This is a genomic window from Phenylobacterium sp. (assembly GCF_025351295.1).
GTDB lineage: Bacteria > Pseudomonadota > Alphaproteobacteria > Caulobacterales > Caulobacteraceae > Phenylobacterium.
Window position 1 is genome coordinate 33165 of the sequence record NZ_JANXWD010000156.1, and the last position, 22352, is coordinate 55516.

The 22352-nt window shown below is 71.1% G+C and carries 17 protein-coding genes, 1 tRNA gene and 2 pseudogenes; 11 read left to right on the forward strand and 9 right to left on the reverse strand.

The genetic code is table 11. From position 1 onward, the window contains the following. Positions 1 to 147: 147 nt before the first annotated feature. On the forward strand, positions 148 to 1041 hold the full coding sequence (locus Q0R13_RS21135; RefSeq protein ID WP_293907688.1) for a LysR substrate-binding domain-containing protein: 894 nt from the start codon (positions 148 to 150) through the stop codon (positions 1039 to 1041). A 76-nt stretch (positions 1042 to 1117) separates the two neighbouring features. Here Q0R13_RS21135 and Q0R13_RS21140 read toward each other — a convergent pair whose 3' ends face one another. Then, entirely contained in the window at positions 1118 to 4159 is a 3042-nt protein-coding gene (locus Q0R13_RS21140) for a TonB-dependent receptor (RefSeq protein WP_293907690.1), read from the reverse strand. Positions 4160 to 4664: 505 nt separating this feature from the next. Between Q0R13_RS21140 and Q0R13_RS21145 the strand changes: the two genes are divergently transcribed. Beyond that, positions 4665 to 5453: a response regulator transcription factor gene (locus Q0R13_RS21145; RefSeq protein ID WP_293907692.1), complete on the forward strand. Its 789-nt coding sequence runs from the start codon at positions 4665 to 4667 to the stop codon at positions 5451 to 5453. Between the two features lie 24 nt (positions 5454 to 5477). Here the strand turns inward: Q0R13_RS21145 and Q0R13_RS21150 are convergent. From Q0R13_RS21150 to hemC, 5 genes are all read right to left on the reverse strand, one after another. After that, positions 5478 to 5553 (reverse strand) — tRNA-Thr (locus Q0R13_RS21150). 73 nt (positions 5554 to 5626) lie between these two features. Next, the gene (locus Q0R13_RS21155) at positions 5627 to 6577 is read right to left on the reverse strand and encodes a glycosyltransferase (RefSeq protein WP_293907694.1); all 951 of its coding nucleotides are present in this window, start codon (positions 6575 to 6577) and stop codon (positions 5627 to 5629) included. A 24-nt stretch (positions 6578 to 6601) separates the two neighbouring features. Continuing rightward, a complete protein-coding gene (locus Q0R13_RS21160) occupies positions 6602 to 6817 on the reverse strand; it encodes a hypothetical protein (RefSeq protein ID WP_293907696.1) in 216 nt (71 codons plus the stop codon). Continuing rightward, positions 6814 to 7518, reverse strand: coding sequence for a uroporphyrinogen-III synthase (locus tag Q0R13_RS21165; protein ID WP_293907698.1), 705 nt, complete (start codon positions 7516 to 7518; stop codon positions 6814 to 6816). The genes Q0R13_RS21160 and Q0R13_RS21165 overlap by 4 nt, the downstream gene beginning before the upstream one ends. Positions 7519 to 7670: 152 nt before the next feature. Continuing rightward, positions 7671 to 8648: a hydroxymethylbilane synthase gene (gene hemC, locus Q0R13_RS21170; RefSeq protein ID WP_293907700.1), complete on the reverse strand. Its 978-nt coding sequence runs from the start codon at positions 8646 to 8648 to the stop codon at positions 7671 to 7673. 73 nt (positions 8649 to 8721) lie between these two features. On the opposite strand from hemC, the gene tsaD reads away from it, so the two are divergent. From tsaD to Q0R13_RS21190, 4 genes are read left to right on the forward strand one after another with little or no spacing between them, the layout of a single operon-like run. Then, positions 8722 to 9813, forward strand: a complete 1092-nt coding sequence (gene tsaD, locus Q0R13_RS21175; RefSeq protein WP_293907702.1) for a tRNA (adenosine(37)-N6)-threonylcarbamoyltransferase complex transferase subunit TsaD — start codon at positions 8722 to 8724, stop codon at positions 9811 to 9813. Next, positions 9810 to 10811, forward strand: coding sequence for an NAD(P)H-dependent glycerol-3-phosphate dehydrogenase (locus tag Q0R13_RS21180; protein ID WP_293907704.1), 1002 nt, complete (start codon positions 9810 to 9812; stop codon positions 10809 to 10811). Before tsaD ends, Q0R13_RS21180 begins: the two co-directional genes overlap by 4 nt. Positions 10812 to 10815: 4 nt before the next feature. Then, positions 10816 to 11097: a YciI family protein gene (locus Q0R13_RS21185; protein ID WP_293907705.1), complete on the forward strand. Its 282-nt coding sequence runs from the start codon at positions 10816 to 10818 to the stop codon at positions 11095 to 11097. Continuing rightward, complete coding sequence (locus Q0R13_RS21190) at positions 11084 to 11449, forward strand: Rieske 2Fe-2S domain-containing protein (protein WP_293907706.1); 366 nt, start codon at positions 11084 to 11086, stop codon at positions 11447 to 11449. The genes Q0R13_RS21185 and Q0R13_RS21190 overlap by 14 nt, the downstream gene beginning before the upstream one ends. A gap of 314 nt (positions 11450 to 11763) precedes the next feature. On the opposite strand, the pseudogene Q0R13_RS21195 reads toward Q0R13_RS21190, so the two are convergent. Beyond that, a pseudogene (locus Q0R13_RS21195) lies at positions 11764 to 12513 on the reverse strand (creatininase family protein). A 200-nt stretch (positions 12514 to 12713) separates the two neighbouring features. Here Q0R13_RS21195 and Q0R13_RS21200 point away from each other — a divergent pair. Continuing rightward, on the forward strand, positions 12714 to 14111 hold the full coding sequence (locus Q0R13_RS21200; protein ID WP_293907708.1) for a tail fiber protein: 1398 nt from the start codon (positions 12714 to 12716) through the stop codon (positions 14109 to 14111). A 4-nt stretch (positions 14112 to 14115) separates the two neighbouring features. On the opposite strand, the gene Q0R13_RS21205 is transcribed toward Q0R13_RS21200, so the two are convergent. Beyond that, a complete protein-coding gene (locus Q0R13_RS21205; RefSeq protein ID WP_293907710.1) occupies positions 14116 to 14601 on the reverse strand; it encodes a hypothetical protein in 486 nt (161 codons plus the stop codon). 110 nt (positions 14602 to 14711) lie between these two features. Between Q0R13_RS21205 and acs the strand changes: the two are divergent. The 3 genes and pseudogenes from acs to Q0R13_RS21220 all read left to right on the forward strand — a co-directional run. After that, positions 14712 to 16643 (forward strand): annotated as a pseudogene (acs, locus tag Q0R13_RS21210) (acetate--CoA ligase); the annotation flags it as partial. 69 nt (positions 16644 to 16712) lie between these two features. Continuing rightward, a complete protein-coding gene (locus Q0R13_RS21215; protein ID WP_366853388.1) occupies positions 16713 to 17051 on the forward strand; it encodes a hypothetical protein in 339 nt (112 codons plus the stop codon). A 3-nt stretch (positions 17052 to 17054) separates the two neighbouring features. Beyond that, complete coding sequence (locus Q0R13_RS21220; protein WP_293907712.1) at positions 17055 to 18026, forward strand: small ribosomal subunit Rsm22 family protein; 972 nt, start codon at positions 17055 to 17057, stop codon at positions 18024 to 18026. A 16-nt stretch (positions 18027 to 18042) separates the two neighbouring features. Here the strand turns inward: Q0R13_RS21220 and Q0R13_RS21225 are convergent, their stop codons facing one another. Continuing rightward, a complete protein-coding gene (locus Q0R13_RS21225; protein ID WP_293907714.1) occupies positions 18043 to 19008 on the reverse strand; it encodes a LysR family transcriptional regulator in 966 nt (321 codons plus the stop codon). Positions 19009 to 19251: 243 nt separating this feature from the next. Between Q0R13_RS21225 and Q0R13_RS21230 the strand changes: the two genes are divergently transcribed. Beyond that, on the forward strand, positions 19252 to 22077 hold the full coding sequence (locus Q0R13_RS21230; RefSeq protein WP_293907716.1) for a pitrilysin family protein: 2826 nt from the start codon (positions 19252 to 19254) through the stop codon (positions 22075 to 22077). Positions 22078 to 22352: the final 275 nt, after the last annotated feature.

Here is a 22352-nt window from a genome sequence, read left to right on the forward strand (position 1 = left end):
AAGGCCGCTTGTCGACCCAGCAGGGCCGTTCGCCGCAAAACCGGCCGCTCGCCATCCAGGGTCGCGCCCTTCGCCGCAATTCGCATGAAGACAATTCAGGATGGACCATCCTCGCTGGCAACAGCTGTTGCTGCAGGAGCAATCCGCGTGCCCGTCCGCCCGCCATCGCTGAGGGCCATCGCCGCCTTCGAGGCCGCGGCCCGCCATGAGAGCTTCACCAAGGCCGCCGACGAACTGAACCTCACCCAGAGCGCCATCAGCCACGCCATCCGCTCGCTGGAGCTGCGGCTGGGGGTGGACCTGTTCGACCGCTTCGGCCGCACCGTGGCGCTGACCGAGCCCGGACGCGCCTTCGTCAGCCGCCTGCGGCTCAGCCTCAGCCTGATCTCCGAGGCGTTCGAGGCGCCCGGCCGGCCCGGCCGCATGCGGCTGGTGGTGGCCGCCACAGCCGGGATCGCCGAGCGCATCCTGGGCGCGCGCCTGCCCGCCTTCCTGGCCGGCCACCCGGACCGCGAGCTGGACCTGCGCACCGTCACCGGCGCGGCCGAGGTCAGCGCCGGCGACGCCGACGTGGCCATCCTCTATGGCGCCGGCGCCTGCGCGGGCCTGACCCAGCGCCGCCTGGCGGGCGAGGCCCTGTTCCCGGTGGCCGCGCCCGGCGTCGACCTGCCGCGCCGGCCGGAGGACCTGATCCGGTGCGCGCTCATCCACCAGCCCGAGCACCCCTGGCGACTATGGCTGGAGCAGGTGGGCCTGAACGACCTGCCGACCAGCGCCGCGCTGACCGCCGACAACCATCTGGCGGCTCTGGAGCTGGCCCGGGGCGGGGCCGGCGTCTGCCTGGCCCGCGGCCTGCTGGCCCGCGACGACCTGCGCGCCGGCCGCCTGGTCCGCCTGTTCGACGCCGAGGCCGCCCTCAGAGAAGACTACACCGCCGTCTGGAACCCCGCCTCGCACCGCGCCGACCTGATCCGGCCCTTCGTGGACTGGCTGGCCGCCGTCCTGGAACCCGCCGTCGCCCCGGTCCTGCACGCGGCCTGAGCCCCAAAAAATTTGTTCGGCACGAAGGAAAGGAGCCCCCGCCAATACGGAGGCTCCAGGCGCAGAGCGGCGCGCCCTAGAAGTCGGCGGTGAGGCCGATGAAGGCGTAGCGGCCGAAGGCGTCGTACAGCTGCGGCCAGGTGTTGCCGTTGCAGGGGCCGTTGGGGCAGTTGGACGCGCCGGTCAGCGGCGGGTCGCGGTCGAAGATGTTGTTCACCCCGGCGCGGAAGTTGAGGTTGCCGCGCACCGTCCAGCTGGCGGTCAGGTCGAAGTAGTCGCGGGCCCCCAGCGTCCGGTCGCTCTCATAGGCGATACCGGTGTTGTTCAGCTGGGGATCCTTGTCGAAGGCGTCCAGCCGCACCTTGTTGAAGTGGCGCCACTGTAGCGACAGCGAGGCGTTCTTGATCCAGTCGCCGTACTCGAACGGGGTGTTCCAGGTCAGTCGCAGCTTGTGACGCCAGGTCGGGTTCGGCGAGCTGAGGCCGCCGGCCACGGAGCAGACCGTCCCGTAGAGTCCGGCGCAGTCGAAGGCTGGCCCGCCCGGCGCCGACTGGACCTTCAGGCTGTCCAGCCAAGTGCCCACAAAGTTCAGGCTGACCGCGCCCATGTTCTCGAGGCCGAACCGGTCGAGGTCGGTGCGGTAGCCGGCGTTGACGTCGATGCCTTTGGTGCGCAGCGAGCCGGTGTTGACCGTCTGGTCGGCCACGAAGCCCTGCGGCGAGAGCCAGATCGACCCGGCGGCGTCACGGTGGACCAGGGCGCAGGAGGCCGCGTCGTTGCCGGTGATGCAGCTGTTTATGGTCACGTCGGCCCCGACCGTGCCGATGAAGTCCTTCACCTTGATGTCGAAATAGTCGGCCGAGAGGTTGAAGCCCGGGAGGAAGGTTGGCGTGGCCACGACGCCCACCGAGAATGTGTCGCTGGTCTCCGGCGTCAGGTTGCGGTTGCCCTGCAGCTGGCCGTTGTACTGGTTGGCGGGGTTGCGCTCGATGGCCAGCACCTGGGCGGTGGTCAGGTTGAAGATCGCGGCGCACCGGGCCACCAGCGGGCTGGCCGCGGCCAGGCCGGCGCAGGGGTCCTGGGTGCCGTCCAGGGTCACGTTCGGTGGGCTGAACAGCTCCAGCACGTGCGGCGCGCGCACCGCGCGCTGGTAGCTGCCGCGGACCCGCAGGTCGTCGACGATCTGCCAGTCGCCGGCGATCTTGTAGGTGTCGGTGGTGCCGGTCGAGGAATAGTCCGAGTAGCGGTAGGCCAGTTCCACCTGGGCCCGCTTGATGAACGGCCGGTCGGTGACGATCGGGATCCGCGCCTCGCCGAACAATTCGTAGATGTCGTAGCTGCCGCTGACCGGCGGCGAGGCCCCGCCGGCCCCATTGAGGGCCCCGGAGGACGCCACGAAGTCGGCGGCGTAGTCCAGCTGTTCGCGACGATATTCCGCGCCCACCGAGATCCCGACGCCGTCCGCCGCCCACGGGGACTTCACCCCATAGTCGGTGAGGTCGCCGCCGATCGACAGATTCACCACCCGCTCGAACAGGTTGCCGATCGTGCTGGAGGGGGTCTGCAGGTAGGCGAGCGCCGCCTTGTCGACCCCGCCGAGCTGGAAGATGTTGTAGGGAACGCAGGCCAGGTCGGCCTTGGTGACCACCGAGGCGCAGGTTGGCACGCCGTTCACATTGACGACGTTCAGGGCGTTGTCGATCGCGGTCTTGCGGAAGTAGCCGGTCTGCACCTGGTGGAAGGCCACCCGGCCGTACTGCATGTAGAAGTCGTAGGTGAAGGCGTCGTTCAGGTCGCCCTTGATGCCGATGACATAGCGGTACTGGGTGTGTTCGATCTGGCCCTGGCGGCCGCCGCCCTCGATGTTCCGGCGCGAGATCGTGCCGGTGAAGACACCCGCCGGGTTGGTGGCGCAGGTGCCGCCGCCGGTGGCCACGGTGGGAACCAGCAGGCCGGCCTGCTGGGCCGACAGGAACGGGTTGGCGCAGTTGACGGAGAAGGTGCCGGCGAAGATGCCGCCCGGCGCGATCTGGTAGGTGGAGGTGTCGTCCATGAACATAAGGTCGGCGTAGACCTTGGCCCAGGGCGCGACCTCGTAGTTGGCGAAGGCCCCCATCACATAGCGGTCGTCCGGGCGCTGGTAGTAGTTGGAGGGGCCGAAGTTGTAGACGTCGCGGGCGGCGACACGCGGGCGGAAGGTGTTGCCGGGCCCAGTGACGTCGACCACGAAGCCGCCGACCCGGGCGGGGAAGGCCGTGCCCGAGCCGCCGCAGCCGAACTGGCTGAAGTCCGGGGTGCCCGAGTTCACGGTGCACGACGAATAGTCGCGGTTGGCCTGCAGGATCGGCTCGACATGCCGATAGCCCGCGTAGGCCGTGACATTGCCCTTGCCGTCCGGCGCATTGACCCCCACGACCAGGGTGACTTCCGACTGCTCGCCGTCGCGCACGTTCTTCTTCGGCAGGCCGTAGAACTGCGGGTTGGCCGAGGCGGCGCGGGCGGCTTTCACCACCGACTGGAAGGCGTCGTTGTTGTTGTCGTGCTGATAGATTCCGTAGTTGGTGTCGATCCGCACGCCCTCGAAATTCTTCTGCAGGATGAAGTTGACCACCCCGGCCACGGCGTCTGCGCCATAGACCGCCGAGGCGCCGCCGGTCAGCACGTCCACCCGCTGGATCAGGGCCCCGGGGATGAAGTTCAGGTCGGCGGAGAGCGAGGCGCCGGTGGTGTTCGGCGTGCCCGGCATCAGTCGGCGACCGTCGATCAGCACCAGGGTCCGGGTCGGGCCGAGGCCGCGCAGGTTGACCGTCGCGGTGCCGGTCGACCCGTTGGAAATCGCCGAGCCCTGGGACGCGAAGGCCTGTGGCAGGCTGTTGATCAGGTCCTCGACGCGGGTCACGCCCTGAGCCTTCAGGTCCTGGGCGCTGATCGCCGTCACCGGGCTGACGCTGGTCAGGTTCGGCGTCGGGATGCGGGTGCCGGTCACCACCACCTCGGACACCTCATCCGTCGACGTCGCCGCCGCCGCGGCCGCGGCCGGGTTAGCGAAGGCCAGCGCGGCCACGCAACAGATCGTCGAAGACGCCAGCAGGCGCTCGCGCAGGCTCAAGATGTTCAAGGTCAAAGTCCTCCAGCAGGCCGGCGGCGCGCGCCGCTCCCGGCCTGATCCCCACATGAAATCCGGCCCCGCTCGCCGCCGGGGACCCCGGATGCGCGACCCAGGCCGCGGGAGGAAAACTATTGTCGCAGGCCGCCAGCCTTTACTGAATTTGTCTTATGATACTGATGAACTTGGCTCATGCGTCAGGCGATTCTACGCCTTCTCCAATGTTCGCCGTAGATCATATATCTCTGTATGATCAATACTATCGAGGCTCACAGATGGAAATCGCGAGCGCCCGCCGCGCTCCACTGTCGGCTCAAGGCGACAAGTCGTTCCTGGAAGAATGTGGCAAAAAGAAAACAACCGTTGACCTGTGTTACGATTGTCACCGGCCTGTGACACATGAACAGTCTTCATGTGAAGTATGACGAGATGTCGTCACGAGTGTTCAGGCCAACGGTCTAAAGTCATGGTGCGCCGGGGTCCGGCCCGCGATCGTCCTCGGGACCGGAAGCCAGCCATGACCCCAGCCACGACCAATGTCGCCTTCGAATTCGCCGCCGGGACGGGGCGGGCACGCCTGCCCGCCGCGCACGGTTCGACCCGGGTTTTGTGGATCGACGCCGACGGCGGCGCCATCGAGCCTGGCCTGGAGATGCTGCGCCGCCACGGCTACGAGGTCGAACGCTGCGGCTCAGCGCTGGAGGCCCAGCCCACCCTCGACCGCCAGGACGCCGACCTGATCATCCTGGAGACCGCCCTGCCAGACGCCGACGGCCTGGCCCTGTGCCGCCGACTGTCCGAGGCCGACGGCGCGCCGGTGCTGGTGGTCGCCTGCGCCGCCGATACCCTGGACCGCGTCGCGGGGCTGGAGTTCGGCGCCGATGACGTCCTGCCGAAGTCGATCCATCCCCTGGAGCTGCTGGCCCGGGTCCGCGCCCTGCTGCGCCGCACCGCCCGCCACGCGCGCCACACCGCCGCCGCGGGGCTGGAGACCTGGCGCTTCGACGCCGAGCTCGGCTACGTCACCTCGCCCGCCGGCCGCACGGTGCGCCTCAGCCCCGCCGACGCCGCCCTGCTGCGCGCCCTGGCCGCCCGCCCCGGCGAGGTCCTGCCCCGCGACGCCCTGGTGGCCCTGCTGCACGGCGACGGCTCGACTGCCGGCGGCCGGTCCATCGACGCTCGTGTCGCCCGCCTGCGCCGCACGCTGTCGGCCTGCGACGGCGCCGGCGACCTGATCAAGACCCTGCGCGGCGGCGGCTACCTCTTCCAGGCCCAGGTCACGGCGCGCGCCGGCTTGGCGGCCTGAGACGGTCTGGAAGGATATGAGGAATGGTGCCGCCTAGGTGACTCGAACACCTGACCCCCGCATTACGAATGCGGTGCTCTACCAGCTGAGCTAAGGCGGCCCTGGTCCAGGGACGCGGGCTTGTAACCGCGTAGGCCCGATTTGCAAAGCGTCAGGCGGTCACGGCCCGCCCTTCACGCCCCGTTGGCGGTCACGCCCATCGCCTCGCGCCAGAACAGCTCCAGGGCTTCCACGCACTGGGCATGGCTCCAGTGGGCCGCGGTGGTGCGGGCGGCGTGGCGGATCAGGTGGGCGGCAGCGCCGGCCTGCTCGGCCAGGGCCACGGCGCGGACCAGGGCCATCGCAGCGGCCTCGCAGTCGTCCTCCTCGACCCAGAGACCGTTCATCGAGGTGGTGTATTCGCGCGGTCCGAGGCCGGTGAAGCCGGCGACCAGGCAGTCACAGGCCATGGCCTCCAGGATGGTCATGCTCATCCCCTCCAGCCGCGCCAGGCTGAGGAACACCGAGGCGCGGCCCAGGGCGGCGGCGGTCTGGGCCTCGCTGCGCGCCTCGATCACGTCCCACCGCCAGTCGGTCCCGCCCGTGTAGAGGCGGCCGAACATGTGCTGGATGGCGTGCAGCTCGACCGGCCGCTTGCGCGGGATGGCGGCGATGACCGGCTGCTTGGCGGTGGGGACGAACACGCGCTCGTCGGCGAAGGCCGGGACCGTGCCGATCAGGTCGTGATCGAGGTAGCGCGACAGCCACAACGCCACGCCCGGGCTGCAGGCCATGAACGACCGGTAGTGGGCGCGGGCCTCAGGCGACAGCCGCGCCACTCCCTGGGCCGCCGCGGCATAGGGGTTCTGGCAGAACACCACCTTGCGGTTGGGGAGCACGACCGAGGCCGCCATCAGCTCGCCGGCGTCCTCGGGGAACACCAGGATGTCGTCCGGCCCCGGCCGGCCGGTGGCGCGCTCCATCGGCGCGGCGTGATCGAACCAGGTCGGGGCCGGCGCGTCGCCCAGCACCCGGACCACGGCGTCGTAGCCCAGCCGGGTCAGGGCCTCCACGTGCCGGAAGCTGACCTTGTTGCCGCCGGTGGCGCTCGCCGGGGCGGGCAGGAGATAGACGATCCTCGGCACGCTGATCCCGTTCCGGCGCTAAGCCTAGTTCACCGCGCGGCCGGGCGCCGCGGCCGGCGATGGGGTCGGCGCCGGCGTCGAGGACGCGGTGTGCGGATCGGCCGGCAGCAGGCGCGGACCCAGCGCCACGACGCCGGCGCCCGCCAGCACGCAGAGCAACCCGAAGGCGATCAGCAGCCAGAACCCGAACCCCAGCAGCGGCCGCCGCAACCGGTCACGGGCCTCGGGCCGATCGCTCACGGCCGCCGGTCGATCAGGTTCAGCAGCGCGCCCTCCAGCGGGAAGGGCGGGAAGGCCCGGGCCGCCAGGCGCGTGCGGCTGAGCGGCTTCATCACCGCCTTGGAGAGGCCCAGCGCGCGGAGCTGCGGTCCCGGATGCTGCTTCAGCAGCAGGGCCAGCACCTGGGCGGCGCGCGGCGAGTGCAGCAGCACCGCGTCGCTGCGGGCCAGCGCCTCGGCGGCCTCCGCCTCGATATCCACCGGCGCGGTCTCGTAGAGGATCAGGTGGCGGGCCTCGACGCCGTGCTTCTCCAGCGCGCCGGCCAGGTCGCCGGCCGGCTCCGCCGCGCCGGGATGCAGCACGACGCCGCGCATCTCGCCGCGCCGCACAGCGATGCCCTCGGCCAGGGCGTCGACGTCGCCGTCCGCCGACAGCACGGTCTTGAAACCCACCGCGCGGGCCGCCAGGGCCGTCGCCGAGCCGACCGCGAACACCTTCAGGCCCCGATCGCCGGTGGCGTCGGCGAAGGCGCGCACGCCGTTGGCGGAGGTGAAGGCCAGCGCCGCCACGCCGCGCAGGTCGACGGGCACGTCCGGCAGCACCTGCACCGCCAGCAGCGGCGCCACCACCGCCTCATGGCCCAGCGCCCGCACGCGCTCGGCGGTGGCGTCCGCGCCGGGCTGGGCCCGGGTGATCCAGATTCTCTGCTTGCGCCCCGCCATGCGGCGACCCTGCTCCCCGACCGTTGACCTCAACCGTCCGACGATGCGGCGCGGCGGAGGCTTGTTCAATGCCCCGACCGCAGATCGGTGTGGGCCAGGGTGCGAAAATCCCCAAATCTCCTCTCCCCTGGCGAAGCCAGAGGGAGGGGTGTTTACAGCACGATCGCGTCGCCGGCCTCGTCCTTGATCGCCTGGCCCAGCGACAGGCCAAGGTCGCGGGCCGAGGCCAGGGGGTCGGAGAGCTGCGAGAGCTCCGCCGAGCCGGCGTGGCGGAAGCGCAGGCGGCCATCGGGCGACAGGGCCTCGACGATCAGCTGCACGCCGCCGGCCTCCAGCCAGGCGTGCGCCCCCACCGGGGTCTTGCAGGAGCCCTCCAGCGAGGCCAGGGCGCCGCGCTCGGCGGTCACGCACAGGGTAGTGGTCTCGCAGCGCAGGGCCTGCAGCCAGGGCAGGTCGCGGTCGGCCTCACGGGTCTCGATGGCCAGGGCGCCCTGCCCCGGGGCGGGCGGAGACTCCTTGGGGTCGATCAGGCTCTTGGGCAGGTCGCCCATCCCCAGCCGCCGCAGGCCCGCATAGGCCAGCAGGATCGCATCGGCCTCGCCCGCCGCCAGCTTGGCCAGCCGGGTGTCGACATTGCCGCGCAGCATCTGCACGGCCAGGTCCGGCCGCCGGTACAGTGACTGCGCCTGGCGCCGCAGGCTGGCGGTGCCCAGGCGCGCGCCCTGCGGCAGGTCCTCCAGCGTCACGGCCTCGCGGCTGAGGAAGGCGTCGCGCGGGTCCTCGCGCACGGGGATCGCGGCGACGCACAGGCCGTCCGGCAACACCGAGGGCATGTCCTTCATCGAATGGATGGCGCAATCGATGCGGCCGTCGAGCAGCGCCTCCTCGATCTCCTTGGTGAACAGGCCCTTGCCGCCGATCTCCAGCAGGCGGCGATCCTGGATGCGGTCGCCGGAAGTGGTGATGACGATCAGCGGCGCCACGCGCTCGACCTCGGCGGCGTTCAGCGGGTCGGCGCCCAGCAGGCCGGCGATGCGGCGCTGCGTGTGGCCGGCCTGCGCCAGGCTGAGCTTGGAGCCACGGGCGCCGATCCGGACGGGTGTCAAAGGCTGGGGCGGTTGCGAAGGCACGGGCGGCGGTCTACCTGCGGGAACGGAAAACGTAGCAGGCCTGCTACAGTAGCAACCTGCCACCGGCAACCGGATGACCCCAGCCCAACTCGTCTTAGGTATCGAGACCAGCTGCGACGAGACCGCCGCCGCCGTGGTCCGCCGCCACGCCGATGGCCGCGCCGAGGTGCTGTCGTCGGTCGTCGGCAGCCAGGTCGCCGCGCATGCGCCCTATGGCGGCGTGGTGCCGGAGATCGCCGCCCGCGCCCACGTCGAGAGCATCGAGGCCATCGCCGAGGCCGCCCTGGCGGAGGCCGGCGTGGGCTACGCCGCGCTGACCGGGGTCGCGGCCACGGCGGGGCCGGGCCTGGTCGGCGGGGTGATGGTCGGGCTGTCGTTCGGCAAGGCGGTGGCGCTGGCCCGCGGCCTGCCGCTGGTGGCGGTGAACCACCTGGAGGGCCATGCGGTCTCCGCCCGGCTGGGTGCGGACATCGCCTACCCGTTCCTGCTGCTGCTGGTCAGCGGCGGGCATTGCCAGCTGCTGAGCGTGGAGGGCGTGGGCGCCTGCCGCCGCCTGGGCTCGACCCTCGACGACGCTGCCGGCGAGGCCTTCGACAAGATCGCCAAGGCCCTGGGCCTGCCCTATCCGGGCGGCCCGGCGTTGGAGGCGCTGGCCGACGGCGGCGACGCGGGAGCCTTTCAGCTGCCGCGCATGCTGCTCGGCCGCAAGGACTGCGATTTCTCGTTCTCCGGCCTGAAGACCGCCGCCGCGCGGCTGGTCGAGGGCGTGAGCGGGGAGACCCAGCGCCGCGACCTGGCGGCCGCCGTCCAGGCCGCCATCGCCGGCCAGCTGGCCGAGAAGTCGGACCGCGCCATGGCCGCCTACGCCCTCGCCCACCGCGGCCAGGGCCTGCGGTTCGTGGTGGCTGGCGGCGTCGCGGCCAACCGGGCGGTCCGGGCCCGGCTGGAGGCGACGGCGACGGCGGGCGGCTTCAGCTTCGCGGCCCCGCCGCTGGCCTACTGCACCGACAATGCCGCCATGATCGCGCTGGCCGGCGCCGAGCGGCTGGCCCTGGGGATCTCCGACGGCCTCGACGCTGTGGCCCGCCCGCGCTGGCCGCTGGACGAAGCCGCGGCCAACGCCAACCCGATCCACACCCCCGGCCGCAAAGGCGCCAAGGCATGAGCCGCCCTGGGCTCAACCGGGCCGGCGTGATCGGCGGCGGCGCGTGGGGCACGGCCCTGGCGCAGGTCTGCGCCCGCGCCGGCCGCGAGGTCATCCTGTGGGCCCGCGAGCCCGAGGTGGTGGAGAGCATCAACACCGCCCATGAGAACCGGGTCTTCCTGGCCGGCCTGCCGCTGGATCCGCTGATCCGCGCCACCGCCGATCTCGCGGACCTGGCCGGCAGCGACCTGGTGTTGGCCGTGGCGCCGGCCCAGCACCTGCGCGCCACGCTCGGCGCCTTCGCCGCCCACGCCAAGGCCGGCCTGCCGATCCTGCTCTGCTCCAAGGGCGTCGAGCAAGGCACGCTGAAGCTGATGACCGAGGTGCTGGGCGAGACCATCCCGCAGGCCGCCCCGGCGGTGCTTTCCGGCCCCAGCTTCGCCGGCGAGGTGGCGCGCGGCCTGCCCACCGCCGTGACCCTGGCCTGTCCCGCGGACGGCTGCGCCGAAGACCTTGCGGAGGCCATCGCCACGCCCACGTTCCGGCCCTACTTCGCCACCGACATGATCGGCGCCGAGGCCGGCGGGGCGGTGAAGAACGTGCTGGCCATCGCCTGCGGCATCGTCGAGGGCCGCGGGCTGGGCCGCTCCGCCCACGCCGCCCTGATCACCCGCGGTTTCGCCGAACTGACCCGGCTGGCCGTGGCGCTGGGCGGCCAGGCCGAGACGGTGGCCGGCCTCTGCGGCCTTGGCGATCTGGTGCTGACCTGCTCCAGCCCGCAATCGCGCAACATGAGCGTCGGCCTGGCCCTGGGCCGCGGCCAGACCCTGGACGAGGCGCTGTCCGGCAAGCTCTCGGTCGCCGAGGGCGTCGCCTCGGCCCCCGCCGTGCGCGACCTGGCCCGCAAGCTTGGCGTCGAGACCCCGATCTGCGAGGCGGTCGCCGCCATCCTGGCCGGCCAGGCCGGGGTCGACGACGCCATCCGTGGCCTGCTTTCCCGGCCGTTGCGAGAGGAATGACCCGATGCCGCTCTTCGTCCTGCACTGCCTCGACAAGGCGGGTTCGCTCGACCTGCGCCTGACCAACCGCGAGGCGCATCTGGCCTATGTCGGCGGCCGGACCGAGGTGAAGCTGGGCGGCCCGCTGCTCGACGACCAGGGCGATATGGCCGGCTCGCTGCTGATCCTCGAGGTCGCCGACAAGGCCGCCGCCGAAGCGTTCAGCGCCGCGGATCCCTATACCCGGGCCGGGCTGTGGCAGCGCGTGGCGATCACCGCCTTCCGAGCCTCGCTTGGCCAACTCTGAGCCTGACAATTCCGCCCGTCCGCCGGCCGGCGTCCGCCTCTGCGCCCTGGCGGAGATCGCCGACCCTGGCGGCAAGAGCTTCCGGTTCCGCGACGGCTCGCGGCTGTTCGCCGGCTTCGTGATCCGCCAGGGCGAGGCTGCCCGCGGCTTCGTCGACAGCTGCCCCCACGCCGGCTGGCCCCTGGCCCCGATGGACGACCGCTACCTGACCCGCGACGGCCGCCACATCCTCTGCTCGGGCCACGGGGCGCTGTTCACCCTGCAAGGCGTGGCCGTCACCGCGCCGTGCCTTGGCGAGCAGATCGCGCCCTGGCCGGTCGAGGTGAGGGGCGACGAGGTCTGGACGGCCTGACGCCATCCCCCACGCGGCGCCCCCACGCCGTGTGTCATCCCGGTTTGGGCGCAGCCCAAGACCGGGACCCACGATTGTTACGGGAGGTCGGTTCGACCGTCGCTTGCCCTACGGCCCAGCCATGAAAAAGCCTGGCCTCGAACGGAACATTATGGCAACATCATCCAGTCGTGGGGCCCGGTCTTCGCCTGGCGGCGAAACCGGGATGACAGCCGGGGGTTGGGGTTTCGAGGTCGGAATCTACCCAAGGGTGTCATCCCGTGTTTGGGCAAAGCCCAAGACCGGGACTCACGATCCTCCTGTCGCGCAAGCAGCTACCCCGGCGCCACCTCGGCCCCGAACCCGGCCACGTCCTCCAGCAGCGACGCGGCGGCCAGCTTCACCAGTTCCCCGCCCTTTTCCGGCGTCGCCAGGCCGGGGTCGGAACCCATGCGGCCGTCGGCGTAGCGGGCGCGGAAGTCGGCGGCTTCGCGGATCGGGCCGGTGGGGGCGATCTGGGGGGCGTAGTTGGCGTTCTTGATGGCGTCAGGATAGGCCCACTGGGTCACCGCGATCTCGCTGGGGGTGGCGTGGCTGCCGTGGCCCACCGGGAACTGGCGGTTGGCCAGGCCCAGCACGCCCTTCAGGTCCCACCAGTTCTTCAGCTTGCAGGCGAAGCCGCGGTTGCGGCCCGAATAGCTGACCTAGGCGTAGAGCTCGGAGAAGGCCGCCTCGATGGTGGCGACGTTGCCGCCGTGGCCGTTCAGGAAATAGATCTTCTCGAACCCGTGGTGCGCCAGGCTGCGCACCCAGTCGCCGATCGCCAGCATGAAGGTGGAGGGGCGCAGCGCGATGGTGCCCGGGAAGTCCAGGTGATGCTGCGCCATGCCGATGTTGAAGGTGGGCGCCACCAGGATGTCACCGGCCTTCTGCGCCTCGTGGGCGATGATTTCCGGGCACAGCCAGTCGGTGCCCAGCAGGCCGGTCGGGCCATGCTGCTCGTTGGAGCCGATCGGGATCACCACGGTCTTCGAGCGGGCCAGGAACCCGTCGATCTCGGCCCAGGTGGAAAAGTGCAGCAGCATGGGAATTCCTCGGACTGAGACGCAGGCGCCTTACTACCGGGTGGCCCCGCGGATAAAGCAAATCCGACGTGGCGCGAAAGGCGGGGCCGGGCTTCGACTCGCGCAAAAGGAGAATCGATAGCGCGGTTCTCTGGCTTGGGTTTAGGCTGCTCTAGGTCTGCAGTGCGGCCGTAGGCGGCGCCTGGACCGGGGGCCATGCCGTGCGACAATTCCACCTCATGTCGGCCGCCGCCGGCGCGTTTCTCGCGGTGGCGACTGCCGCCGCCGCGCAGACCGGATCGGCCGGGTCCGGCGCGCCGATCAACAACTATCAGCCGTCGCTGGTGCTGACCCAGTCCATAGCCACCCAGGGCAACTTTCCGTGCCGCGAGTGCGGCGACGCGAGCGCCATCAACACGATCGGCATGATCCACACCTTCGCGGGCGACTTCGGAGCCTTCGGCATGCCGAAGGCGCAGGGCCAGACCCTGTCGATCGGCGGCAACACCGCGCTGTTTGCGGTCCTTCAGGAGCGCTACGGCGGCAACGGCAAGACGACCTTCGCCCTGCCCGACCTCACCGGCCGCGCCGCGATCGGCATCGGCGGCCAGCCCGGCGGGGCGACCTATGGCCTGGGCGATCAGGTCGGTTCGGCGACCAACGTCATGACCCTGGGCCAGCTGCCGACCCATGACCACGGCCTGCCGGGCGGCGGCGTGACTGGCCCGGCCGGCGGCTCCAGCCCGCTCGACAACGTCCAGCCCGCGCTCGGCCTCAACTACCAGATCGCCTACCGGGCCCCGGCGGGTGGGACCGGGTCCGACCCGTTCCTGGGCGAGGTCAGCCTGTTCGCCGGCAACTTCGATCCCGGCGGCTTCATGCAAGCCGATGGGCGCGTGCTGGCCATCGCCGACTACGGCGCGCTCTACGGCGTCATCGGCAAGACCTACGGCGGCGACGGCTTGACCACCTTCGCCCTGCCGGACCTGCGCGGCCGCATCGCGGTAGGCGTAGGCGACGGAGTCACCTTGGGAGAGGCGTTCGGCAGCGACTCCGTGGTGTTGAGCGAGAGCAATCTGCCCGCCCATGACCACAGCCTGCCCGGCGGCGGTCTCACCGATCTCGACGGCGGCGGCTCTCCGTTCGACAACGCCCAGGCCTCGCTGGGGCTGAACTATCTGATCTCGCTGCAGGGCCTCTTCCCCAGCCGCGACGGCAGCGGCGCGGCGCCGGACGCGCCTTACTATGGCGAGGTGGTCGCTTACGCCGGCAAGGTGGCGCCCGCCGGCTGGGCGTTCGCCAACGGCCAACTTCTCACGATCAGGAGCAACTCCGCCCTGTTCTCTATCCTCACCACCGTCTACGGCGGCGACGGCAAATCCACCTTCGCCCTGCCCGACCTGCGCGGACGCACGATCCTCGGCTCGGGGGCGGGCTTCAACGTCGGCGACATCCTGGGCGAGCGCAACACCACCCTGACAGTCGCCCAGATGGCGCCCCATACCCACGACCTGCCGGTCGGCGGCGGCGTGCCGGAGCCCGCGACCTGGACCCTGATGATCGGCGGCTTCGGCCTGGCCGGCATGGCGCTGCGCCGGCGCCGCGCGCTGGCGGCCTGACGGATCAGTCTCCGGCGACGGCGATCGTCAGGTCGGTCGCCTTCATGCCGACCAGCCGCCAGCGGTCCTTGGCCTTGGCGAAGGTCAGTAGGCATGGGCCCGCCTTGACATCCTTCAGGCAGGCGTGGCGGCCGTCCACCTGGGTCATCAGCCGCGCCACCTGACCGGGCGTCGGCGCCGTGCGCAGGGCCTCGCCGCTGCCGGCCCGCACCACCCGGAAGGCCGCAGGGCTGATCATCCGGTCCAGGGCGAACTCCGAGGCCCCGCCGTCCACGTCCAGCAGAGTGGCCCGGCCCATCTCCGCCACCTGGCGGCGCACGTCCTCGCGCACCGCCGTGCGGTCGATCTGCGCCTCGAAGGCGACCCGGTCGCCCTTGACCGCCGCCGCCAGCAGCCGGCTGGCGCTTTCGGTGGCGCTCTGCGGCGCCGAGCCGCCACAGGCGCTGAGTCCCAGGGCGGCGAACACGAGGATGGCAGGCGCGCGATACATCGCTGGAAAATCCCCGGCTTGTTGAGTCGCCGCAAGGGTGCAGGGTGCGGCGTGTTGCGCCCGGCCGCCCACTCCGGCTACTGCGTAACACGCAGCCTTGGAGGTTCAGCGTGTCCGACGGCGACGTTTTCCCGGTTCCCGAGGCCTGGGCGAAGAAGGCCCACATGAACGCGGCCGCCTATGAGGCCGCGGTGCGGCGCGAGGACGCCGACCCCGCCGGCTACTGGGGCGACATCGGCCGGCGCCTGGACTGGATCACGCCCTTCACCGAGGTGAAGGACATTTCCTTCCACCGGGAGGACTTCCGTGTGCGCTGGTACGCCGATGGCGTGCTCAACGTCTCGGTCAACTGCCTGGACCGCCACCTGCACTCCAACGGCGACACCGTGGCCCTGATCTGGGAGAGCGATGACCCGGCGGTCTATGACACCCTGACCTATCGCGAGCTGCACACCGAGGTCTGCCGCTGGGCCAATGTGCTGAAGGCCAAGGGGGTCGGCAAGGGCGACCGGGTGACCATCTACCTGCCGATGATCCCGGCGGCGGCGGCCTCGATGCTGGCCTGCGCGCGGATCGGGGCGATCCATTCGGTGGTGTTCGGCGGCTTCTCCCCCGACAGCATCGCCGGCCGCATCCAGGATTGCGACTCCAAGGTGGTGATCACCGCCAACGAGGGCCTGCGCGGCGGCAAGACCGTGCCGCTGAAGGCCAATGTGGACGAGGCGCTGAAGGCCTGCCCGGGCGTCACCGACGTGATCGTGGTCCGCCGCACCGCCACCGACGTGCCGATGATGGCCGGCCGCGACGCCTGGTTCTCGGACCTGAAGAAGACCGTCCCCGACACCTGCGATCCCGAGCCGATGAACGCCGAGGACCCGCTGTTCATCCTCTACACCTCCGGCTCGACCGGAAAGCCCAAGGGGGTGCTGCACACCACCGGCGGCTACCTGGCCTGGGCCAGCTGGACGCATGAGACGGTGTTCGACTATCGGCCGGGCGAGGTCTTCTGGTGCACCGCCGACGTCGGCTGGGTCACGGGCCACAGCTATGTGGTCTACGGCCCCCTGGCCAACGGCGCGACCAGCCTGATGTTCGAGGGCGTGCCCAACTATCCGACCTCCTCGCGGTTCTGGGAGGTCTGCGACAAGCACAAGGTCGAGATCTTCTACACCGCGCCCACGGCGCTGCGGGCGCTGATGCGCGAGGGCGACGGGCCGGTGCAGAAGGCGTCGCGCGCCTCGATCCGCCTGCTGGGCACGGTCGGCGAGCCGATCAATCCGGAGGCCTGGCTCTGGTACCACCGCGTGGTGGGCGAGGGCCGCTGCCCGATCGTCGACACCTGGTGGCAGACCGAGACCGGCGCCTGCCTGATGACCCCGCTGCCCGGCGCCCACGCGCTGAAGCCCGGCTCCTGCGCCAAGCCGTTGCCCGGCGTGAAGCCACAGCTGGTCGACGCCGAGGGCCTGGTGCTGGACGGCGCGATCAACGGCAACCTCTGCATCACCGACAGCTGGCCCGGCATGATGCGGACGGTCTATGGCGACCACCAGAGGTTCATCGACACCTACTTCTCAACCTATCCGGGCAAATACTTCACCGGCGACGGCGCGCGGCGCGACGAGGACGGCTACTACTGGATCACCGGCCGGGTGGACGACGTGATCAACGTGTCCGGCCACCGCCTGGGCACCGCCGAGATCGAGAGCGCCCTGGTCAGCCACGTCGCGGTCGCCGAGGCCGCCGTCGTCGGCTATCCGCACGATATCAAGGGCCAGGGCATCTACTGCTACGTGACGCTGAAGGTCGGCATCGACCCGACCGAGGCGCTGATGGCCGACCTGCGCGGCCATGTCCGCCGCGAGATCGGCCCGTTCGCGGCGCCCGACGTCATCCAGTTCGCGCCCGGCCTGCCCAAGACCCGCTCGGGCAAGATCATGCGCCGCATCCTGCGCAAGATCGCCGAGGACGACCTGGCCAACCTGGGCGACACCTCCACCCTGGCCGAACCGGCCGTGGTCGACGACCTGGTCAGGAACCGCGCCGCGCGCCGCGGCGACGACGACGTCATCGTCTCGGGCCAGCGCCTGTCCTGCGACGACATCGAGGCGACCCTGGCCGTGCACCACGCCGTCGCCGAGGTCGCCGTGGTCGGGGCGCCGCACGCCACCAAGGGCGAGGGGCTGTGGGCCTTCGTCACTCCCGATCCCGCGCTGATCGCCTCCGACGTGCTGGCCGCCGACCTGAAGGGCTACCTGCGCCGCGAGATGGGCGAGGCCGCGGTGCCGGAGGCGGTGATCTTCGGCGCCCTGCCGAAGACCGCCGCGGGCGAGGTGGTCCGTCCGGTGCTGCAGCGCATCGCCGCCACCGGCGAGGTGGGCGACACCTCGGGGCTGGCCGACCCCGCGGTCGCCGAGGCTCTGGCGAAACAGCGGGCCGCCGCCCTGGCCTGAGCGATGTCGCGCGAGCTGCCGCCGGCGCTCCGCGCCGCCATCGACCGCGAGCTCGCCGGCGTCTCGCGCCGCGACCTGGCCCAACGCACGGCGGCCACCACCGCCACCTATCGCGGCGGCGGCGCCTCGGCGACGGCGATCCAGGGCCGCGACGACGCCCTGGCCTATGCGCTCGCCAGGTTGCCCGCCACCTACGCCGCCACCTGCGAGGTGTTCGCCGAGGCGCAGCGGATGGCCCCCGGCTTCGCGCCTGCGTCCCTGCTCGACGCCGGCAGCGGACCCGGCGGCGGCAGCTGGGCGGCGCTGGAGGCCTGGCCGTCGCTGCGCGACATCCGCTGGCTGGACGCCAGCCCGCCGTTCCTCGACCTGGCCCGGCGCCTGGCCACCGGCAACCCGCTGGACCGTGCCGAGGCCCGCCGCGCCGACCTCACCGCCGGCGGCTTCCCGCCCGCCGACCTGGTCCTCGCCAGCTACGCCCTGGCCGAAATCCCACCGCCCAAGCAGCCGTTAGTGGCGGACGCGCTCTGGCAGGCGACGGCCGGCGTCCTGGCCCTGGTCGAGCCGGGCACGCCCGCCGGCTACAGGCGCCTGCTGGCCGCCCGCGACGCCCTGATCGCCGCCGGCGCGACGATCCTCGCTCCCTGCCCGCACCACGCCGCCTGCCCGCTGGTCGCCCCCGACTGGTGCCACTTCAGCGTCCGCCTGCCGCGCAGCCGCGACCACCGCCTGGCCAAGGGCGCCGAGGTCCCCTTCGAGGACGAGAAGTTCGCCTACCTGCTGGCCGCCCGGCCCCACATCGCCGCCGAGGCCCGCACGCCCCGCGTCGTGGCCCGCCCCCGGGTCGGCAAGCCCGGCATCGACCTCAAACTCTGCACCGCCGACGGCCTCGAGCAGCGCTTCGTCCCGCGCCGCGACAAGCCAGCCTATGCGGTCGCCCGCCGGCTGGACTGGGGCGACGTATACCCCACCGCCTAGGATGATTTGGAGACTTCTATCCCCCAGACCCCATCTTGGTCGGGAAGGGCACGATGCGGTCGGCGTCTTCGGCCAGGCGCATGCGGCCGCGCTCCTCCACCAGCTTGATCTGGGCGGACAGGTAGGGGGCCATGAAGTCGATGAAGGCGCGCACCCGCGGCGTGTCCTTCAGCTCGCGCCGGGTGACGATCCACGAGCTGGCGCGGGCCTCTTCGATGCAGTCGGAACAGCGCACCATGTCGCGGTCGGTGTCGGCGATGGTGCAGGGTAACGCGCCGATCCCCAGGCCGGCCTTCACCGCATGCACCAGGCTGCCCATGCTGTTGGAGCGGGTGATCGGCGACTTGCCGCCCGAGTGACGCATCATCCAGGTGGCGGCCGGCATCTCGCCCATGTCGACGGTGACGTCGATCAGGTCGTGGTCCTTCAGGTCGTCGTAGGACGCCGGCACCCCGCGCCGGGACGCGTAGTCGCGGCTGCAATAGAGCGCCATGTCATGGTCGCAGATCTTGCGCGCCACCAGGTCGGAGATCGCCAGGGTCTGGGCCGTGCGGATGGCCAGGTCGGCCTCGCCGTTCTCCAGGTCCAGCGAGCGGTCGGTGATCACCAGGTCGACCTGCACGTCGGGGTGCGCCTTGCGGAACTCCGGCAGGGCCGGGATCACCATGCTGTTGGCCACCAGCTCGTTGGTGGTGAGCCGCAGGCCCCCGGCCACGCCGCGCAGCTGGCCCGCCGCCTGGTTGGCGAAGCGGATGGCGGCGCGCTCGACAGCCTCGGCGTCGCCGATCATCGCGTCGCCGGACTCGGTCAGCCGGCTGCCGGTCTGGCCGCGTTCGAACAGCTTGAAGCCCAGGTCGTGCTCCAGGCTCTCGATCCGTCGCGCCACGGTGGTCTGGTTGACGCCCAGCGCCTTGGAGGCAGCCAGGGTCGAGCCGCCTCGCGCCACGGCCAGGAACGCCTTCAGGTCATTCCAATCGAACATAGTCTTATTCTGCGGTTGTGCAGACCGGTCCTGCAAGAGCGCTATTTGCTCAGCGGCCTGGCCGACCCGTATGCTTGCGGCCCCCAAGTGCAGCCGGAACAATCGCCCCTTCGTCTTGCATATAGGCTCGCCCCTTCGCACCCCAAGCCCCGTGCGGGAAACAGGCGGCCACATGAAAACTCGTAAGCTTTCCACGTCGCGGTTGGGTGCTAGGTTCTGGGCTCCAACCGTCCGGGATGTTCCATGTTTCGCACCCTCCGCGCCGCCGGCCTCGCCGTTCTGCTCACGACCACGGCCCTGGCGCCGCTGGCGCTCGCCGCCCCGGCCGCAGCGGCCGAAGTCCCGCCGATCAAGTTCACCTCGCGGACCCTGCCGAACGGCTTGAAGGCCTACACCTCGCTCGACCGGGCGACGCCCAACGTGACCGTCCAGGTCTGGTACGGCGTGGGCTCCAAGGACGACCCGGAGGGCCGCTCCGGCTTCGCGCACCTGTTCGAACACCTGATGTTCAAGGCCACGCGCGACCTGCCGGCCGAGAGCTTCGACCGCATGACCGAGGACGTCGGCGGCGCCAACAACGCGTCGACCGCCGACGACTTCACCGACTACTACGACGTCGTGCCGGCCAACCACCTGGAGCGGCTGATCTGGGCCGAGGCCAGCCGGCTGGGCACGCTGGTGGTCGACGAGGCCAACTTCAAGTCGGAGCGCGACGTGGTCAAGGAGGAGCTGCGCCAGCGGGTCCTGGCCTCGCCGTACGGCCGGCTTACGGCGCTGTACCTGCCGCAGGCCAGCTACACCACCCACCCCTACAAGCGCCCCGGCATCGGCTCGATCGAGGAACTGGATGCCGCGACCGTCGACGACGTGCGCGCCTTCCACGAGACCTACTATCGGCCCGACAACGCCGCCCTGATCGTGGTCGGCAACTTTGACGAGGGGAAGCTGAACGCCTGGATCGACCGCTATTTCGGCCCGCTGAAGACCCCTACCAAGCCGCTGCCGCGGGTCACCGTCAAGGAGCCGCCGCGCACCACGCCCGGGGTGTTCGACGGCTACGGCCCCAACGTTCCGCTGCCGGCCGTGGTGGTGAGCTGGCAGGGCGCGGCGGCCTCCGACCCCGACGCCCCGGCGCTCAAGGTGCTGGACGCCATCCTGTCGGCCGGCAAGTCGTCGCGGCTCTACAACAGCCTGGTCTACAGGCAGCAGATCGCCGCGGAATCCTTCTCCAACGCCGACCTGCCGCACGACCAGGGCCTGGTCATGGTCGGCGCGATCATGGCCAGCGGCCACACGATCGCGCAGGGCGAGACCGCCCTGCTGGCCGAGGTGAAGCGGCTGCGCGACGCCCCGCCGACCCAGGCGGAACTCTCCGAGGCCAAGAACGAGCTGCTCACCGACGCCCTGCGCGAACGCGAGACCATCGAGGGCCGGGCCAGCGCGCTGGGCTATGCCCTGCGGGTCGACGGCGACCCGGCGGCGGTGAACACCACCCTGGCGAAGCTGCAGGCCGTGACCGGCGCCGACATCCAGCGGGTGGCGAAGAAATATCTCGTCGACGACCGCCGCATGACCATCCGCTACCGCCCGGAGAGCGAGCGTCCGAAGGGCGATGCGCCGCCCGTCGTCCCGCAGCCGCCCAGGACCGTAGCCAGCTTCAACGGCGCGGTCTTCACCCTGGCCCCCGAGGCGGAGCGCCAGAAGCCGCCGCCCATCGCCGCGCCCGTGCAGCCGGTGCTGCCGAAGCCGGCGGAGAAGACCCTGGCCAACGGCCTGCGGGTCATCGTCGCCCGCTCGTCCGACCTGCCCCTGGTCACCGCCGACCTGACGGTGAAGACGGGGGCCTGGGCCGATCCTGCCGGCCTGGCCGGCGCTGCCTCGATGATGGCCGACATGCTGAGCGAGGGCACCCTAACCCGCTCGGCCCAGCAGATCGCCAGCCAGACCGAGAGCCTGGGCGCCAACCTGTCGTCGGCCGGCGGCCTGGAGTCCTCGTCGGTGACGCTCAATGTCATGCCCGACAAGCTGAAGGCGGCGATGACGATCATGGCCGACGTGGCGATCCATCCGGCCTTTTCGCCTGAGGAGCTGGACCGCCAGCGCGAGCAGTCGCTGGACGGCCTGCGCGTCGCCTACCAGCAGCCGGGCCAGGTGGCGGGCTTTGCCGCCGCCCCGGTGGTCTATGGCGGCACGCCGTTCGGCCACGCGGTCCAAGGGACGCCGGACTCGCTGACCAAGCTCAAGCCCGCCGATCTGGCGAAGCTGCACCAGACCTGGTTCCGACCGGACAACGCCATCCTGGTGCTGACCGGCGACATCAGCGCCGAGCAGGGCTTCGCGATGGCCGAACAGGCGTTCGGGGCCTGGGCGAAGCCGGCCGCCGCCTTGCCGCCGTCGCCCACGATCACGCCCCAGGCCAAGGCCCGCGCCGTGGCCATCGACATCCCCGGCACCGGCCAGGCCTCGGTCAATGTGCTGAAGCCGGCCATCGCGCGGAACGACCCGGACTATTATCCCGGCGTGGTGGCCACGACGGTGCTGGGCGGCGGCTATTCCGCCCGCCTGAACCAGGAAATCCGCATCAAGCGCGGCCTGTCCTATGGCGCCTCGGCCCGGCTCTCGACCACCCGGACCACCGGCTCCTTCCGCGCCTCGGCGCAGACCAAGAACGAATCGGCCGTCCAGGTCCTGGACCTGATCACCGCCGAGATGGCGACACTGGCCGCCGAGCCGGCCGGCGCGGCCGAGCTGACGGCGCGCAAGTCCACCCTGGTGGGCGAATACGGCCGCGAACTGGCCACCTCCGGCGGCCTGGCCGATATCCTGGGCAACCTGGCGCTCTACGGCGTCCCCCTCGACGAGGTCGGCCGCTACACCGCCAAGGTCGAGGCCGTCGATGCGGGCCAGGTGCAAGCCTTCGCCCGGCGCACCCTGGACCCGGCCCAGGCCAGCGTGGTGATCGCCGGCGACGCCAAGACCTTCACCGAGGCCCTGAAGGCCAAGTTGCCGAACCTGGAGGTGATCCCCAGCGACCAGCTGGACCTGGCGAGCCCGACCCTGAAGAAGTGAGCTTTCCCTCCCTTGATGGGGAGGGACAGACCGCGAAGCGGTCAGGGTGGGGGAGTCGCGATCATTCCCGACGCCCAGCTCCGGCCCGCACTTCCCCACCCTGCTCGCCTTCGGCGAGCGGTCCCTCCCCATTAATACCAATCGCCGCTGACGCTGACTCAGGGGATTCCCTTGAGGGCCGAACAGTGATTCACGCTGGTTGTCCGAGAGGAGGGCGTGATGGGCTCTGTGGTGGTGTTGCGGGAGGATTTCGACGCGGTGTCGGTTCGCCGGCT

Coding starts and splice junctions, on each gene's coding strand:
- tsaD (WP_293907702.1), top strand. CDS start 8,722: ATGACCCCAGCCCAACTCGTCTTAGGTATCGAGACCAGCTGCGACGAG.
- Q0R13_RS21225 (WP_293907714.1), bottom strand. CDS start 19,008: ATGTTCGATTGGAATGACCTGAAGGCGTTCCTGGCCGTGGCGCGAGGC.
- Q0R13_RS21145 (WP_293907692.1), top strand. CDS start 4,665: ATGACCCCAGCCACGACCAATGTCGCCTTCGAATTCGCCGCCGGGACG.
- Q0R13_RS21205 (WP_293907710.1), bottom strand. CDS start 14,601: ATGTATCGCGCGCCTGCCATCCTCGTGTTCGCCGCCCTGGGACTCAGC.
- Q0R13_RS21165 (WP_293907698.1), bottom strand. CDS start 7,518: ATGGCGGGGCGCAAGCAGAGAATCTGGATCACCCGGGCCCAGCCCGGC.
- Q0R13_RS21220 (WP_293907712.1), top strand. CDS start 17,055: ATGTCGCGCGAGCTGCCGCCGGCGCTCCGCGCCGCCATCGACCGCGAG.
- Q0R13_RS21180 (WP_293907704.1), top strand. CDS start 9,810: ATGAGCCGCCCTGGGCTCAACCGGGCCGGCGTGATCGGCGGCGGCGCG.
- Q0R13_RS21230 (WP_293907716.1), top strand. CDS start 19,252: ATGTTTCGCACCCTCCGCGCCGCCGGCCTCGCCGTTCTGCTCACGACC.
- Q0R13_RS21185 (WP_293907705.1), top strand. CDS start 10,816: ATGCCGCTCTTCGTCCTGCACTGCCTCGACAAGGCGGGTTCGCTCGAC.